Source organism: Bacteroides pyogenes (assembly GCF_014196225.1).
GTDB lineage: Bacteria > Bacteroidota > Bacteroidia > Bacteroidales > Bacteroidaceae > Bacteroides > Bacteroides pyogenes_A.
Window position 1 is genome coordinate 79,840 of the sequence record NZ_JACIDI010000011.1, and the last position, 16,453, is coordinate 96,292.

The following is a 16,453-nucleotide window of genomic DNA, read 5'->3' on the forward strand; positions in this document are numbered from 1 at the left end:
ACTTTAGTTTTTATTTATTTTAAGCAAACGTGAAATATGCTTTGACAGTGTTTAATATTACATGTTCAGATAAGAGTCTTTAAATCCTAAAAAATAAAGCACTCCGTCAATGCCGATGGTGTTGATGGATTGCTTGGCATTGGCAACAACTTTCGGTTTGGCATGAAAGGCAATGCCCAGTCCGGCTATTCCCAGCATCGGCAAGTCGTTGGCGCCATCGCCTACGGCAATTGTCTGGGCAATATCCACTTTCTCCACTTGTGCTATCAGCCGGAGAAGTTCGGCTTTGCGTTTACCGTCTACTATATCTCCCAGATGCTTGCCGGTAAGTCTTCCGTCTATTATTTCCAGCTCGTTGGCGTATACATAATCAATACCGTATTTTTTTTGCAGATACTGCCCGAAATATGTGAAACCTCCCGAAAGAATCGCAATCTTGTAACCGTATTTTTTCAGAACATCCATCAGTCGGTCTACTCCTTCGGTGATGGGGAGCTTTTCGGCAATATCCTGCATTACCGATTCGTCCAGTCCTTTCAATAAGGCCACACGACGTGTAAAACTCTCTGTAAAATCAATTTCTCCGCGCATGGCACTTTCTGTAATTGCCTTTACTTCGTCACCCACACCTGCGCGCATAGCCAACTCATCAATTACTTCGGTCTCTATCAGTGTGGAGTCCATATCAAAGCAGATGAGACGACGCATACGACGATACATATTGTCTTGCTGAAATGAGAAATCCATAGCCAGATCACTGGAAAGTTCCATTAACTGTTCCTGCATGGCAATTCGGTCTTTGGGGGTGCCTCGTACAGAAAGCTCGATGCAGGCACGCGTTTGTGTATCCGTCTGACTTTCATCCAAAGGGATTCGTCCCGTTAAACGCTTGATAGCATCGATATTCAAGCCTTGTTCGGACAGGATGCGTGTGGCTGCCGATATCTGGCGGGCCGTAAGCTTGCGTCCGAGTATCGTCAGGATGTATCGATTCTTTCCTTGCATTCCCACCCAGTTCTCGTATTGCTCGGTTGTAATCGGTTCAAACCGTATGGAAACTCCCAGAGATGAAGCTTTGAATAATAATTCTTTCATGATGAATCCGGAATCTTTTTCTTCGCTTCTGCAAAGGATACCCAACGACAAAGTATTGTGTATGTCGGCCTGACCGATATCAAGAATCGTGGCATCGTATTTGGCCAGAATCTCGGTCACGGAGGCGGTAAGTCCCGGACGATCTTCGCCGGTAACTCTGATCAAAATCAGTTCGGTATTTGACGACTGCATAAAAATAGGCTTTTATCTTGCAAAAGTAGGGAAAAAACTTTGGTTTTATGCTAAATAACATGAAAAAAACAGGTCAGAAAATAAGAATTTTACTTGTATTTTTGGAAGTTTGTTTGATTATTGTTTACCTTTGCATCTGGTTTCAAAAAATAAAGGCACTGATAGTCAGCGGATTTCTATCCGCCAGTGCCTGAAAAGAAATGTTTCGGGAAGAAACCACTGTTTGAGGACAGTCCCGGATAGTATTAACCAAAACCGAATTACATGAGACATGTAAAATGGATTTTTGTTGTATTACTAATTTGTTCCTTGACCGCTTTCGTTGAGAAAGACAAACCCGCCGGAGGTTTGAATGAGGGTGATGTAGCCCCTGATTTTAGAATCGAATCTACGTTGGATACGCAGCCTGCATTTCAGTTAGGCGAATTGAAAGGCCGATACGTATTGCTTAGTTTTTGGGCGAGTTACGACGCGCATTCCCGGATGCAAAACGTAAGTTTGAGCAATGTGCTTCGTTCTTCCCGCAATGTGAAACTGGTTTCTATTTCGTTCGATGAGTTTCGTTCGATTTTTAAGGAAACAGTTCGTAAGGACCAAATAGTTACGCCGACTTGTTTCGTGGAAACTCAGGGCGAGAACTCGAAGCTATTTAGAAATTATAGTTTGAAAAGAGGGTTCACTAACTATTTATTGGATGGAAATGGTGTGATTATTGCCAAAAACATCTCTGCTGCAGACCTTTCTGCTTACGTAAAAGAGATCGGTTGACGGTCTAAGAAAGCTTAAGGAGAGAGGGAATTCTCAAAATCTGCCGTTTTCGGCTGATATGGAGAACAGACAAAAGAGGAAATGGATACAACAAAAAGTTCCGCTTGTGCTTGCCGTCGGCAGGAACAAGCGGAATTTCTATTTATTGGGCATACAAAAAATCGGATATTTGTAATTTTTATGCAACTTTATTGCCGTTCCGGTGAAGTAAAGTATCTGAGGAAACTATTTCAAATAGCCGGAGATTTACGGAACGAAATAGTCTTTTCCTAAGCGGACTTTCTTAGGCAAACGTGAGACCTTTTTTAGAGAAAAAGATTTTTCGGTGTAAGACCTGGATATGGGGTGCTTTCCTGAAAAGGAAAATCTGTTATTGCATAATTGTTTGCAGATTTGATAACCTGAGATGAAAAACGGACGAATGCCGTGTGTTGCTATTTGGGAGCATGCTTGTATAGAAAGAATGCAATACCTGCATACAGGAGATTGGGAATCCAAACAGCAATAACAGGGGGAACATTTCCATTCACGGCAAATGTGGAAGAAATGGTTTGAAACAGAATATAAGAAAAGCTCAGGCCAAGACCAATACCCAGATGGAGCCCCATTCCGCCTTTCATCTTTCGTGAAGAGAGAGAGACTCCGATTATGGTCAGAATGAACGATGCAAACGACATCGCTATCCGCTTGTGATATTCTATTTCAAACTCTTTGATATTGGCAAACCCTCTTTTCTTCTGTTTGTCTATGTATTCACTCAATTGCGGACTGGTCATCATCTCTTGTTGATTCTTCATAATCAAGAAATCCGAAGGATCCATATTGATCAGAGAGTCTATACGGTCACCTTTAGAAATTTTTTCTTTCAGCCCGTCGAGCTCACGGATCATGTAATCATGAATCGTCCATTTATTTACGGCGGTAGTATCGTATGTGATGCGACGTGCCGTCAAATGAGACACAAGTTTCTTGTCGACAAATTTATCGAGTGAGAATCGGTTGCCTGTTTTCATGGCGTCATTGTAACTGTCGATATACGCTATGACACCATTGTCTACTTCCAGTTGCACATTATGCGCCATGTTTTTCTTCTTCGGCTTTATATATTTGTCTTCGAAGTTCAGCCTTGTGACGCTCCCTCGCGGAATGATGTATGCACTTAGCAGAAATGTGCTCAGGGCGATGACGCTTGCCGAAATCATATAAGGACGCATCATCCGCTTGAAACTCATACCCGTAGAGAACATGGCGATGATCTCGGAATTTTCCGCCAATTTAGAGGTGAAGAAAATTACTGCAATAAATACAAACAGCGGGCTGAAAAGATTGGAGAAGTAAGGGATAAAGTTCATGTAATATTCAAAGATGATTTTCCCCCAAGGGGCTTCATGCTCCATCAACTTATCCATTTTCTCGTTAAAGTCGAACACTACGGCAATGGATATAATCAGCGCGATAGCAAAAACGTATGTCCCCAAGAATTTCTTGATGATATACCAATCCAGCCGCTTTATGAATCGATTGCTTTTCATTATTTACAGTCTTGTTGACACTTTGTTTACCATCATCGGTTTCCATGTAGAAAAATCACCGGCAATGATATGCTTGCGGGCCTCACCCGCCAGCCATAAATAAAATGCGAGATTATGTATGGAAGCGATCTGCATCGCCAACAGTTCCTGTGCATGGAAGAGGTGGCGAAGATAGGCTTTGCTGTATAGGGTGTCTACCACGGATGCACCGTCTGCCTCGATAGGAGAGAAGTCTGTTTCCCATTTTTTATTTCTCATGTTGATGATCCCGTCTTTGGTAAACAGCATGCCGTTTCGTCCGTTGCGTGTAGGCATTACGCAGTCGAACATGTCTACTCCGCGTTCAATGCCTTCGAGAATATTGACCGGTGTGCCTACGCCCATCAAATAGCGGGGCTTATCTTTAGGCAGAATGCCGTTGACAAGTTCAATCATTTCGTACATTTTATCTACCGGTTCGCCTACTGCCAACCCGCCAATGGCGTTCCCGTCGGCCTCTTTTGACGCAATGAATTCTGCCGACTGCTTGCGCAAATCGGGGTATACGCATCCCTGAACGATAGGGAACAACGATTGGTGATAGCCATACTTCGGTTCCGTTTCATTAAATCGTTGGATACAACGGTCAAGCCACCGGTGTGTCAGTCCCAATGACTTCTTGGCATATTCGTAATCAGAGTCTCCGGGAGGGCATTCGTCGAAAGCCATCATAATGTCCGCTCCGATGGTGCGTTCTATGTCCATTACCTTTTCGGGTGTAAAGACGTGTTTGCTACCATCGATGTGCGAACGGAACTCGGCACCTTCTTCACGCAGTTTGCGGATGCCTGCCAATGAAAACACCTGAAACCCTCCGCTATCCGTCAGCATAGGGCGGTCGAAGCCATTGAAACGGTGCAAACCGCCTGCTTTTTCAATCACATCTACCCCCGGACGAAGATATAAATGGTAAGTATTTCCTAAAATAATCTGAGCTTTGATGTCTTCTTTCAGCTCGGTTAAGTGTACTCCCTTTACACTCCCCAATGTTCCCACCGGCATAAAAATAGGGGTTTGTATCTCTCCGTGGTCGGTTGTTATAAGACCTGCGCGAGCATTGCTTTTTGCATCTGTATATTGTAGTTCGAAGGTCATTCTTTTGCGGCTTTCTTTATGGATAAATCGATCGCGTCCACTACTTTCTCTTTGGTTAGCGCAATGGCAAAAACTTCTTTTATATCGTTTACGTAATGGAAAGTCAGCCCTTTCAGGTAAATTTCCTCAATCTCATCTATATTCTTTTTATTCTCTGCGCTCATAATGATTTCCTTAATGCCCGCCCGTTTGGCTGCCAGAATCTTTTCTTTGATACCGCCCACCGGAAGAACCTTGCCTCTTAAGGTGATTTCACCGGTCATGGCAAGATTCGCCTTCACTTTTCGCTGCGTAAGGGCAGAAGCCAGCGAAGTCGCCATTGTGATTCCCGCCGACGGGCCGTCTTTAGGAATAGCGCCTTCGGGTACATGAATGTGAACATTCCAATTTTCAAAGATTGCTTCATCCAATCCTAAAATGGAAGCGTGCGCCTTAATGTATTCAAGCGCCAGCATCGCCGATTCCTTCATCACGTCTCCCAGATTTCCGGTTAGTGTAAGGCGTTCGCCTTTTCCACGGCTTAAGCTGGTTTCTACAAATAGAATTTCGCCACCTACGGCTGTCCAAGCCAATCCGGTCACCACGCCGGCATACTTGTTTCCTTGATACTTGTCTCTCGTATATTCCGGCGCGCCTAAAATGCCATATAAGTCGGAAGGCTTTATTTCCGATTTGGCGAAATAATTATCAGTCGCATATTGGCGTGCCGCCTTACGCAGGATTTTTCCTATTTTCTTTTCCAATCCGCGTACACCGCTTTCACGTGTGTATGATTCGATGATAACTTCGAGCGTGTTTTTCGGGATTTTGATATCCGTTTTCTTTAGTCCGTTAGCTTCCAATTCTTTCGGAACCAAATGCCTGCGGGCGATCTCAATTTTCTCTTCAGTGATATAGCCGCTTACTTCAATCAACTCCATACGGTCGAGCAGAGGGGCGGGAATCGTATTCAGGTTATTGGCTGTAGCAATAAACAGTACCTTGGAAAGATCGTAATCCACATCCAGGAAATTGTCATGGAAAGCCGTATTCTGTTCAGGGTCGAGTACCTCCAATAATGCCGATGACGGATCGCCTTGTCGGTCTGAGGTCACTTTATCTATTTCATCCAGAATAAACACGGGATTGGACGAGCCTGCCTTTATGAGGCTTTTGATAATCCGTCCTGGCATGGCGCCTATATATGTTTTGCGATGCCCTCGGATTTCGGCTTCATCGTGCACGCCTCCCAAAGACATGCGTACGTATTTCCGCTTCAGTGCTGCCGCAATAGACTTGCCAAGTGAGGTTTTACCTACACCCGGGGGGCCGTACAAGCAAATAATCGGCGATTTCATATCACCTTTCAGTTTAAGCACAGCCAGATGTTCCAGGATACGTTCTTTTACATTTTCCAGTCCATAATGGTCTTTGTTCAATGTTTTTTCAGCGTTTTTCAGATTCAGATTGTCCGTAGTGTAAACTCCCCATGGCAAATTCAGCATTGTTTGCAGATAGTTCAGTTGCACGCTGTAGTCAGGCGATTGCGGATGTGTGCGCTCAAGCTTGGCAAGCTCTTTAAGGAAAGTTGCTTTTACTTCGGCATTCCATTTCATTTTTTCCGCTTTTGCGCGCATCTCCTCAATTTCCTGCTCCTGTCCGCTTCCTCCTAATTCATCCTGAATGGTCTTTATCTGTTGCTGCAAGAAGTATTCCCGTTGCTGTTGGTCGATATCTTCACGCGCTCTCATCTGGATTGATGCTTTAATCTCCGCCAACTGTACTTCACGATTCAAAATTTCCAGTAAATGGTAAGTACGCTCTCTTAAAGAGTTAATGCTCAGCAACTCCATTTTTTCGTCTTTCTTGAACGGCATATTGGAGCAGATGAAGTTGATGAGGAACATTGAGTTTGTAATGTTCTTTATGGCAAAAGCCGAGTCTTGGTGCAATGTGTCAGACGACTTGATGAAACGTATCGTCAAATCCTTGCATGCTTCTACCAGTGCCTGAAACTCTTTGTCATCCTTGTCGGGAGCTTCTTCTTCCAAGAGTTCGATTTCGCCTTTCAGGTAAGGGGAATTCTCGGTGATGCTTTTCAAATGCAAGCGCTTTCTCCCTTGGAGAATGACTGTTGTCGTTTGATCGGGCATTTCCAATACACGCACAATGCGTCCTACTGTACCTATATGATGCAGGTCTTCCATTTTAGGATCTTCTATTTGTACGGCCCGTTGACATACCACTGCAATGTCTTTTTGTCCTTTTTCGGCATCATGTACCAGTTTCAAAGAAGATTTCCGTCCTACGGATATGGGTAAGAAAACTCCCGGAAACAAAACCATGTTGCGAAGAGGAAGAACCGGAAGAATTTCGCCGGAATTTATATTCACATCAAACGCATGCTCCTCATTTCCTTCGAAGTCCGCAATGAGCGAAAATGCATTATCGCCGCTGTCTTCCAATAAGTATTTTTCTTTCATTTGTTCGTTTTAATTAAAGTTTATGCTATAAATACGCATAAATCGGCTGCAAAGTTAGTTTATTCTGTTTAATAATTAAAATGCGTGCGGAATAAAAAGACAAAAACAATGCCAAAATATGAATAGACAGCAAATGCTTTTCATAATTATTATTTAATTTTGCCCGAATTAAGTCGAAAGAGCCTTGTTGGCAAAGGCGTTCATTATTGAAAAGCCTTCGGTATTTATAAGAGAGTAGATATGTCAAATCCTTTTTTTAAATTTAAACAATTTACGGTATGGCACGATAAATGTGCCATGAAAGTTGGTACGGACGGCGTGTTGTTGGGCGCGTGGACGCCTGTTGAAAACGCCCGTCGGATACTCGATATCGGCACAGGAACAGGGTTGGTTGCCCTGATGCTGACTCAACGAGCTTTGCCTGACACCGGTATCGTTGCCTTAGAGATTGATGAGCGTGCGGCAGAACAAGCGAAAGAAAATGTAAGCCGATCTCCTTGGAAGAGTAGGATAGAGGTAATCGCGAAAGATTTTAAGGAATACCGCACTGACGAAAAGTTTGATGTTATAGCATGCAATCCGCCTTATTTTGTAGAATCCTTGCATTGCCCCGATTCTTCACGGAGCATTGCCCGGCACAATCAGGCGTTGACTTATGAAGATTTATTGAAAGGTGTTTCCGGTTTATTGTCCGAAGAGGGAGTGTTTACCGTAGTGATTCCTGCTGATGTGGCGAAAAGAGTAAAAGAAATTGCCGACAAAGAGGGTTTGTATCCGGTTCGGCAACTATTTGTGATTACCAGACCGGGGGGAAGTCCAAAGCGAACGCTAATTTCTTTTTCTTATCACCGGCAAGAGTGTATTGTCGAAGAATTGCTTACGGAAGTCTCGCGCCATCAATATAGCAAAGAATATGTCGATTTAACTCGCATGTATTATTTAAATATGGATTGATGTGTGTATGGGTTTTTGTCTTTAAGATGTTTTTTCTTGCATTTGTGTATCATTTGGTTATTATAATCCGGTGAAATGAATTCTTTTGTGATATTTGTTTTAAAAGTGTTAACATAAAGATTGTTTTCTTGGATGATGGAATAAAAATGCATTATATTTGCAGCCACTAACAAGAAAAAAGAAATGATTATGAAGAAAAAATTATCTTATTGCTCTATTTTATCAGTGTTAATGATTATGTTGTCTGTAACTTTTGCAAGCTGTCAAAAAGATGATGATATACATGGGAATGCGCAGGTTCTGGTAAAAGTATTGAATGATGATGGTAGAATAGCAGCCGGTGAAGATGTAAAAATGTATGATGAGCAGACATATGCAAAGTTTCAAAAGAATAATAGAACCGAGCCTACTTTAAGACTGAGGACAAATGATGCGGGAATAGCTACTTTTGACCTGGACTACAGTTTTTGGTTCGGCACTAAAAAGCAGAGAACACTGATGTTTGTTGTGCAACATGGTTATGGTGATAACTATCAAATCTGGTCTAAAGGTGGAACTATCGATCCGGGGAAAAAAGAAAAACTGGAAATTAAGCTCACTCCTTTGAAGTACCCGCATAAATAAAGAATGAATATATAATAACAATGACCCGGCTTCCGTCGGGTCATTGTTATTATACACACGTTGTTATTCCGCTATCTTAATATGGACCTGTCCGGAGAAAGCTGTGTATTCTGTGACTGTTATTATTGTTTGTCTCTCACGGCTTCCAAAACAGGAAGGTTTGCTTCAGTAGGGATGTATATCACAGTCTTGTTATTGAGGTTATTCTGTTGTCGTACCCATAGATATTGGATGTATGCGGCAGTTATGCTTCCGTTCTCGATTTTTATAGCTTCCGCCGCACCTTTCGCACGTTCTATTTCTGCCTGAGCATTCAGTTTTTCGGCTTCCAGGTTCGCTTTGGCCTCTTCAATCTTGATTTTACGGTTTTGCTCAGCTTTAGCAAACTCTGCTCTCCCCGACATTTCTTGTTGCCAAACATTATAATACGGAACGGCAATAAATGCGCCAATGATAATCAATACCGCTAAAATACCCGTTAGTAAAATTGTTTTATTCATAATAGCATTAAGGGTTTTACAAAGCCTTCCCAAGGCTATTTGTTATTGATTCTGCAATGAAGCCAAAGGCTTGAAATATTTCGGTTTCTACTTGTACATTTCGGTTTCCTCCGGATAGTCGGCCTGTGAGCTTTAGTTATCAGAACTTTGGGCATGAAAAGCATTGGCCACTGACTTTTCGGATTGAATCCATATTTCGGCCTTTACTTAACAGGAATGCCTGTATGATCTGCGCGTTATATAAAAATGCTGATAGCTAAGTCATTTCAACTTAATTATCAGCATTCTCTTCTGTCGGGGTAGCGGGATTCGAACCCACGACCCCCTGCTCCCAAAGCAGGTGCGCTAACCGGACTGCGCTACACCCCGAGTCTGTATTTTTTATGTTTCTTTCTTTTGTAGTCGGGGTAGCGGGATTCGAACCCACGACCCCCTGCTCCCAAAGTAGGTGCGCTAACCGGACTGCGCTACACCCCGCTACTTTAAAAGCTCATATTTTCAAAGGCGGTGCAAAGATAAGGAGTCTTTTTTAATTAGCAATACACAAATAGATGTTTTTTGCCGATTTATTCACAAAATCCGGAAAAGAACGATCGGATAGGTGTTTATTTAAAGTGTTTATGCGGGATTCTTTTCCGGGTTTCTTTTTCAAACCATCTTTGGGGATATACAAAAGAGTTGGCTTCAATGCCTGAATAAGACTCTCAAATGGTGATTGATTTATATACAATGCAAAGTAGAAGTATGGAAATAAATAGACCTACTCTTCTGAAAATGTGATAGGAGAGTAGGTCTATTATATGTTTTCTGCTTTGTTTACAGCAAGTCCAATGCTTTAAAACATTTGGTTAATTTCTCTACGGCACGGTCTATTTGTTCTTTGGTATGAGTGGCCATCAGAGCTACGCGAACCAAAGTATCTTGGGGCGCGCATGCCGGCGGAATAACAGGGTTTATAAATACTCCTTCATCAAAGGCAAGTTTCGTGACAATGAATGTTTTCTCTGTATCGCGCACGTAAAGCGGGATGATCGGAGACTCTGTAGCACCAATCTCGAAACCCGCCTCGCGGAACCGCTTCAAAGCATAGTTGGTGGCATCCCACAGAGCCTGCAACCTTTCCGGTTCGTTCTGTATGATGTGGAGGGCCTCTAAAGCAGCAGCTGTGGCCGCCGGAGTATTGGAAGCACTGAATATGTACGTACGGGCATTGTGGCGCAGCCAATTGATGATGGATGAATCGGCGGCAATGAATCCCCCGATAGAAGCCAACGATTTGCTGAATGTACCCATGATTAAGTCTACTTCATCCGTCAGACCGAAATGATCACAGACTCCGCGTCCCTGTTTTCCGAAAACTCCCAAACCGTGAGCTTCGTCCACCATGATTGTTGCGTTGTATTTGTGCTTCAGGCGTACTATTTCCGGCAAATTGGCCAAATCTCCTTCCATCGAGAAAACACCGTCTACAATAATCAGTTTTACAGAGTCGGGATTACATCTTTGGAGCTGTTTTTCCAGATCCGCCATGTCGTTGTGTTTGTACTTCAACTGCTGGGAAAAGGAAAGACGCCGGCCGTCTACAATGGAAGCATGGTCCCGATCGTCACAAATGATATAATCATTGCGATCGGTCAGGCAAGGAATGACTCCGGAATTTACGGTAAAGCCTGTTGAAAAACAAAGCGCTTCATCCTTTCCTACAAATGCTGCCAACTCTTTTTCCAACTGAACATGAAGATCGAGCGTACCGTTCAGGAAACGTGAGCCGGCACAACCGGAACCATACTTACGCATAGCCTGAATCCCCGCTTCGATGACCCTCTCGTCTCCGGTAAGACCGGTATATGCATTTGAGCCGAACATTAGTACTTCGTGTCCGCCCATTTCAACTTCTGTCCCTTGTTTTCCTTCTATTTCCCGGAAATATGGGTAAACGCCCTTTGCCATAAACTGTTGTGGCAGGTTGTACTTAGCTAACTTCTCTTGTAATAATCCCATGAATTATATATTATTATACTCATTATCAGTTTTTTCTCTGAAGTCCCTATATCCTTTTTCTTAACAGGCATTTAAAACAGGGGGCAAAGATAACAAATTTTGCTTTTGCCTGTTCTTTTTAAGAGAAAAAAGTTGTTTCCATTATGATTCGCCCCTTTTGATGGAATAATTTTTCATATATTTGTATTACCTTTGTTGTTTATATTGTAGAGAAATGAATCATCATGAGTAAAAGCATGAAGAAAATAATATTTATCGTCAATCCTATTTCCGGCACTCAAAATAAAGAGGCAATGCTTAATTTGCTGGATGTAAAAATGGATAAGACGAAATTCTGTTGGAAAGTGGTGTATACGGAAAGAGCCGGTCATGCTACAGAAATCGCCGCCAAGGCTGCGGAAGAGAAAACAGATATTGTGGTAGCCGTAGGGGGAGACGGAACCATCAATGAGATATCCCGTTCTCTAGTCCATACCGATACTGCTTTGGGAATTATTCCGTGCGGTTCGGGAAACGGGCTTGCGCGACATTTACATATCCCGATGGACGCGAAAAAAGCATTGGATGTATTGAACGGAGGTCTTTTGAATACGATTGACTATGGAAAGATCAACGGGACCCCTTTCTTCTGTACCTGCGGAGTGGGATTCGACGCTTTTGTGAGTTTAAAGTTCGCTCATGCCGGAAAACGGGGGGTGCTGACTTATCTCGAAAAAACGCTGCTGGAGAGCCTGACCTATCAGCCCGAAACGTATGAATTGGAAACAGAAGACGGAGTTTCCAAGTACAAAGCTTTTCTCATTGCCTGCGGAAACGCGTCGCAGTATGGCAATAATGCGTATATTGCCCCTCAGGCAACTTTGACCGACGGATTGCTCGATGTGACGATATTGGAGCCGTTCACCGTTTTAGACGTTCCTGCTCTGGCCTTCCAGCTATTCAACAAAACTATCGACCAGAACAGCCGCATTAAAACTTTCCGTTGCCGGAAATTATGTATCCGTAGAACTGCTCCGGGCGTGGCGCATTTCGACGGTGACCCGATGCAGACTGAGGCCGATATAAATATAGAAGTGATCCCAAAAGGGCTGCATGTGGTCGTGCCTGAAGAGAAAAAAGTAAAGAAGAATGGTACGAATGTTCTTCAGAAAGCACAGGAGTATGTGGATGAGCTCAAGCTTCTTAACGAGGCTATTGTAGATAACATTACAGATAAAAATAAGAAAATCTTGAAAAAGTTCACAAAGAAAGATTGAAAATAAATACCGGATTCTGATTTATTGTGTACTTTTGCGCACCGCTATAAAATATCATAAAAATAAGAAATATGTTCAGAACGCACACATGTGGGGAACTGAGAATCTCCGATGTAAACAAGCAGGTTACACTCTCGGGTTGGATACAGCGCAGCCGTAAAATGGGAGGAATGACCTTTGTCGATCTTCGCGATCGTTATGGTATCACTCAATTGGTTTTTAATGAAGAAGTAAATGCTGAGCTTTGCGAACGCGCCAACAAGCTGGGGCGTGAGTTTGTCATTCAGGTTACCGGAATCGTGAACGAGCGTTTCAGCAAAAATTCGAATATACCTACCGGAGATATTGAAATAATCGTTTCCGAGTTGAATGTGCTGAATACGGCGTTAACGCCTCCGTTTACCATTGAAGATAATACAGACGGCGGCGATGATATCCGTATGAAATACCGTTATCTGGACCTTCGCCGGAGCACCGTACGCTCTAATCTGGAATTGCGCCATAAGATGACGATCGAGGTCCGCAAGTATCTCGACAGCATGGGCTTCATCGAGGTGGAAACTCCGGTATTGATCGGCTCTACACCCGAAGGTGCGCGCGACTTCGTCGTACCTTCGCGCATGAATCCGGGGCAATTCTACGCACTTCCGCAATCGCCGCAAACGCTGAAGCAGTTGCTGATGGTTTCCGGCTTCGACCGTTATTTCCAGATAGCCAAATGTTTTCGCGACGAAGATTTGCGTGCCGACCGACAACCTGAGTTCACGCAGATAGACTGTGAAATGAGTTTCGTGGAACAAGAGGATATTATCACCACTTTCGAGGGAATGGCGAAACACTTATTCAAGACTCTCCGGGGCATTGAATTGGCTGAACCGTTCCAACGTATCTCATGGGCGGACGCGATGAAGTATTACGGAAGCGATAAACCCGACCTGCGTTTCGGCATGAGATTCGTGGAATTGATGGATATTATGAAAGGTCATGGGTTCTCCGTTTTCGATAATGCCGCGTATATCGGCGGTATCTGCGCCGAAGGAGCCGCGACTTATACCCGTAAGCAACTGGATGCTTTGACAGACTTTGTGAAAAGGCCTCAGATTGGCGCCAAGGGAATGGTTTATGCTCGTGTGGAATCCGACGGAACCGTGAAATCGAGTGTCGATAAATTCTATACTCAGGAGGTTTTGCAGCAAATGAAAGAAGCATTCGGAGCCAAGCCCGGCGACCTGATCCTCATTCTTTCGGGAGACGACGTGATGAAAACGCGGAAACAGTTGAACGAACTCCGTCTGGAAGTCGGCAATCAGCTGGGATTGCGCGATAAAAACAAGTTTGCCTGCCTGTGGGTGGTCGACTTCCCCATGTTCGAATGGAGTGAAGAGGAAGGACGCCTGATGGCAATGCACCACCCGTTCACGCATCCGAAAGAAGAAGATATCCCGTTGCTCGACACCAATCCGGCGGCAGTGCGCGCCGACGCTTACGACATGGTAATCAATGGCGTGGAAGTAGGAGGGGGATCCATTCGTATCCACGACGCCAATTTGCAGGCAAAAATGTTCGAGATATTAGGTTTTACCCCCGAAAAAGCACAGGCACAATTCGGATTCCTGATGAACGCGTTTAAGTATGGAGCGCCTCCTCATGGCGGTTTGGCGTATGGACTCGACCGTTGGGTTTCTTTATTTGCCGGTTTGGATTCCATCCGCGACTGTATCGCGTTCCCGAAGAACAACTCCGGACGGGATGTGATGTTGGACGCTCCGTCCGAAATCGATCCTTCCCAACTTGAAGAGCTGAATCTGGTTGTCGATCTTAAAGAAGAGAAGTAAACGATGAGAAAGAATCGTTTTCTTTATAACACTACCCTGTCACTTATAAGCAACCTGCTGTTGGTGATGGGGTGCTTTATTCTCTGCCGGATCGTATTTATCGCGGAGAATTACGGCGCATTCTCCGACTTGAGCATGGCACGCCTTCGGAGCATGTTCGGAGGAGGGCTGCTGTTCGACACCTCCGCCATCATCTATACCAATCTGCTTTATATCTTCCTGATGCTGATTCCTTTGCATTTCAAGGAGCATGCTGTCTATCAGAAAGTGACAAAAGGAATTTTTGTCATTACCAACCTGATAGCCATTGTCATGAATCTGATGGATACCGTCTACTTTCAATATACCCACCGTAGGACAACGGCTTCCGTTTTCAGCGAATTTAAGCATGAAGGCAATCTCGGAGGAATCATTGGTACGGAACTGTTGAACCATTGGTATCTGACGTTGCTGGCCATTGCCTTCGGTTACGCGTTGTTCAAGCTGTATCGTAAGCCGGAAGAAGTGCGCATAAAGTCTTTTCCGCTGTATTATGCCGTGCATTTGTTCACATTCGCGGCAAGTATCTATCTGTGTGTCGGGGGTATGCGCGGCGGTTTTACGGGCATGGTGCGCCCCATTACCATCAGCAACGCCAATAAATATGTAGACCGGCCCATAGAAACCGGCATCGTGCTGAACACTCCTTTCTCTATTTACCGTACTTTCGGCAAGAAGCCGTTTAAAGTTCCTGCTTACTTCGACAAAGAAAAAATGGAAGCGCTGTACACTCCGGTGCACCTGCCTTCCGATTCTGCGGAATTCCGTCCGCTGAATGTGGTTGTCTTCATCCTCGAAAGTTTCAGTAAAGAGAATAGCGGTTTCCTGAACCGCGAAGCGGATAACGGAACCTATCAGGGGTTTACTCCTTTCCTCGATTCTTTGATGGCAGAGGGGCTTACCTTTAAGTATTCTTTCTCCAACGGAATGAAAAGCATCGATGGAATGCCTTCCGTTCTGTCGGGAATCCCCATGTTTGTAGAACCTTTCTTCCTGACTCCGGCTTCGCTGAACACCGTGTCCAGCATCGGCGGAGAACTCAGTAAGAAGGGATATTATACCGCTTTCTTCCATGGAGCCGATAACGGTTCGATGGGGTTCGAAGCTTACGCGCGTACTGCCGGTTTCCCGCACTACTACGGTCGCACGGAATACAACAAAGCCAATCCGGGAAACGACGATTTCGACGGTCATTGGGGGATTTGGGACGAAAAGTTCTTTCAGTTCTATGCCAACACTTTGTCGACTTTCCGGCAGCCGTTCGCCACTGCATTATTCAGCTTATCCTCACATCATCCGTTTGCCGTCCCGGCAGAGTATGAAGGGGCATTCCCGAAGGGAAACAAGCCCATTCGCCAATGTATCGCATACACCGATCACTCTCTAAAGCTGTTTTTTGAAAAAGCATCCAAAGAGGCGTGGTACAAAAATACGCTGTTTGTGTTTACCGCCGATCACACCAACTCTCCGGAACGTCCGGAATATGAAACGGAATGCGGGCTTTTTTCCGTTCCGGTGGTCTTCTATCATCCGGGAAGCAACCTGAAAGGATTCAGAGAAGATGTGATTGCCCAGCAGATAGATATCATGCCTACGGTATTGGGATACTTGGGATACGACAGACCTTATGTATCTTTCGGGTGCGATTTGCTGCGCACTCCGCCGGAAGAGACGTATGCGGTAAATTACATTAACGGAATCTACCAGTTTTTCAAGGGTGATTATCTGTTGCAGTTCGACGGGCAGAAGCCGGTGGCCTTGTATGCTTTTAAAACCGACAAGCTGCTGAAAGACAATTTACTGGGTAAAGTCGCGGCGCAACAGCCGATGGAGGAGGAGTTGAAAGCAATCATCCAGCAATATATGACGAGAATGAATGCCGACGAACTCATTGTAAAGTAAAAGGGAGGGCTTAAAAGAGACGCCATGCAAACAGGGCTTTGAAACCAAACATCATGATGTTTGGTTTCAAAGCCCGCCGCCTTTTTTTCAAAGCCCGCCGCCTTTTTTTCAAAGCCCGCCGCCTTTTTTTCAAAGCCCGCCGCCTTTTTTTCAAAGCCC

General features: G+C 44.3%; 12 protein-coding genes and 2 tRNA genes. 6 read left to right on the top strand and 8 right to left on the bottom strand.

The annotated features are described in order from the left end of the window. Nucleotides 1-57 precede the first annotated feature (57 nt). Nucleotides 58-1,287: a phosphoserine phosphatase SerB gene (gene serB, locus GGR07_RS08880; protein WP_021644746.1), complete on the bottom strand. Its 1,230-nt coding sequence runs from the start codon at nucleotides 1,285-1,287 to the stop codon at nucleotides 58-60. Between the two features lie 264 nt (nucleotides 1,288-1,551). On the opposite strand from serB, the gene GGR07_RS08885 reads away from it, so the two are divergent. Then, nucleotides 1,552-2,055 carry a thioredoxin-like domain-containing protein gene (locus GGR07_RS08885; RefSeq protein WP_021644748.1) on the top strand — a complete coding sequence of 168 codons (504 nt, stop codon included), beginning with the start codon at nucleotides 1,552-1,554 and terminating at the stop codon, nucleotides 2,053-2,055. A 434-nt stretch (nucleotides 2,056-2,489) separates the two neighbouring features. Here the strand turns inward: GGR07_RS08885 and GGR07_RS08890 are convergent, their stop codons facing one another. The 3 genes from GGR07_RS08890 to lon are packed head-to-tail and all read right to left on the bottom strand — an operon-like array spanning nucleotide 2,490 to nucleotide 7,183. Then, nucleotides 2,490-3,587, bottom strand: coding sequence for an LptF/LptG family permease (locus GGR07_RS08890; protein ID WP_021644749.1), 1,098 nt, complete (start codon nucleotides 3,585-3,587; stop codon nucleotides 2,490-2,492). Between the two features lie 3 nt (nucleotides 3,588-3,590). After that, complete coding sequence (gene tgt, locus GGR07_RS08895) at nucleotides 3,591-4,721, bottom strand: tRNA guanosine(34) transglycosylase Tgt (RefSeq protein WP_021644750.1); 1,131 nt, start codon at nucleotides 4,719-4,721, stop codon at nucleotides 3,591-3,593. Then, nucleotides 4,718-7,183 (bottom strand): endopeptidase La, encoded by a 2,466-nt coding sequence (lon, locus tag GGR07_RS08900; protein ID WP_021644751.1) that lies wholly within the window; start codon nucleotides 7,181-7,183, stop codon nucleotides 4,718-4,720. Before lon ends, tgt begins: the two co-directional genes overlap by 4 nt. Before the next feature lie 222 nt (nucleotides 7,184-7,405). On the opposite strand from lon, the gene GGR07_RS08905 reads away from it, so the two are divergent. Both GGR07_RS08905 and GGR07_RS08910 read left to right on the top strand, forming a co-directional pair. Continuing rightward, complete coding sequence (locus GGR07_RS08905; RefSeq protein WP_256680621.1) at nucleotides 7,406-8,137, top strand: tRNA1(Val) (adenine(37)-N6)-methyltransferase; 732 nt, start codon at nucleotides 7,406-7,408, stop codon at nucleotides 8,135-8,137. A gap of 189 nt (nucleotides 8,138-8,326) precedes the next feature. Further along, nucleotides 8,327-8,761 (top strand): hypothetical protein, encoded by a 435-nt coding sequence (locus GGR07_RS08910; protein WP_147298147.1) that lies wholly within the window; start codon nucleotides 8,327-8,329, stop codon nucleotides 8,759-8,761. A gap of 122 nt (nucleotides 8,762-8,883) precedes the next feature. Here GGR07_RS08910 and GGR07_RS08915 read toward each other — a convergent pair whose 3' ends face one another. The 4 genes from GGR07_RS08915 to spt all read right to left on the bottom strand — a co-directional run bounded on the left by GGR07_RS08915 (nucleotide 8,884) and on the right by spt (nucleotide 11,262). Next, nucleotides 8,884-9,261 carry a hypothetical protein gene (locus GGR07_RS08915; RefSeq protein WP_021644754.1) on the bottom strand — a complete coding sequence of 126 codons (378 nt, stop codon included), beginning with the start codon at nucleotides 9,259-9,261 and terminating at the stop codon, nucleotides 8,884-8,886. Between the two features lie 294 nt (nucleotides 9,262-9,555). Beyond that, nucleotides 9,556-9,630 (bottom strand) — tRNA-Pro (locus GGR07_RS08920). Nucleotides 9,631-9,663: 33 nt separating this feature from the next. Then, nucleotides 9,664-9,738 (bottom strand) — tRNA-Pro (locus GGR07_RS08925). A 339-nt stretch (nucleotides 9,739-10,077) separates the two neighbouring features. Beyond that, nucleotides 10,078-11,262: a serine palmitoyltransferase gene (gene spt, locus GGR07_RS08930; RefSeq protein ID WP_021644756.1), complete on the bottom strand. Its 1,185-nt coding sequence runs from the start codon at nucleotides 11,260-11,262 to the stop codon at nucleotides 10,078-10,080. Between the two features lie 224 nt (nucleotides 11,263-11,486). Between spt and GGR07_RS08935 the strand changes: the two genes are divergently transcribed. From GGR07_RS08935 to GGR07_RS08945, 3 genes are all read left to right on the top strand, one after another. Further along, on the top strand, nucleotides 11,487-12,518 hold the full coding sequence (locus GGR07_RS08935; protein ID WP_021644757.1) for a diacylglycerol/lipid kinase family protein: 1,032 nt from the start codon (nucleotides 11,487-11,489) through the stop codon (nucleotides 12,516-12,518). Between the two features lie 71 nt (nucleotides 12,519-12,589). Then, nucleotides 12,590-14,353, top strand: coding sequence for an aspartate--tRNA ligase (aspS, locus tag GGR07_RS08940; RefSeq protein WP_021644758.1), 1,764 nt, complete (start codon nucleotides 12,590-12,592; stop codon nucleotides 14,351-14,353). A gap of 3 nt (nucleotides 14,354-14,356) precedes the next feature. Then, nucleotides 14,357-16,294 carry an LTA synthase family protein gene (locus GGR07_RS08945; RefSeq protein ID WP_021644759.1) on the top strand — a complete coding sequence of 646 codons (1,938 nt, stop codon included), beginning with the start codon at nucleotides 14,357-14,359 and terminating at the stop codon, nucleotides 16,292-16,294. Nucleotides 16,295-16,453: the final 159 nt, after the last annotated feature.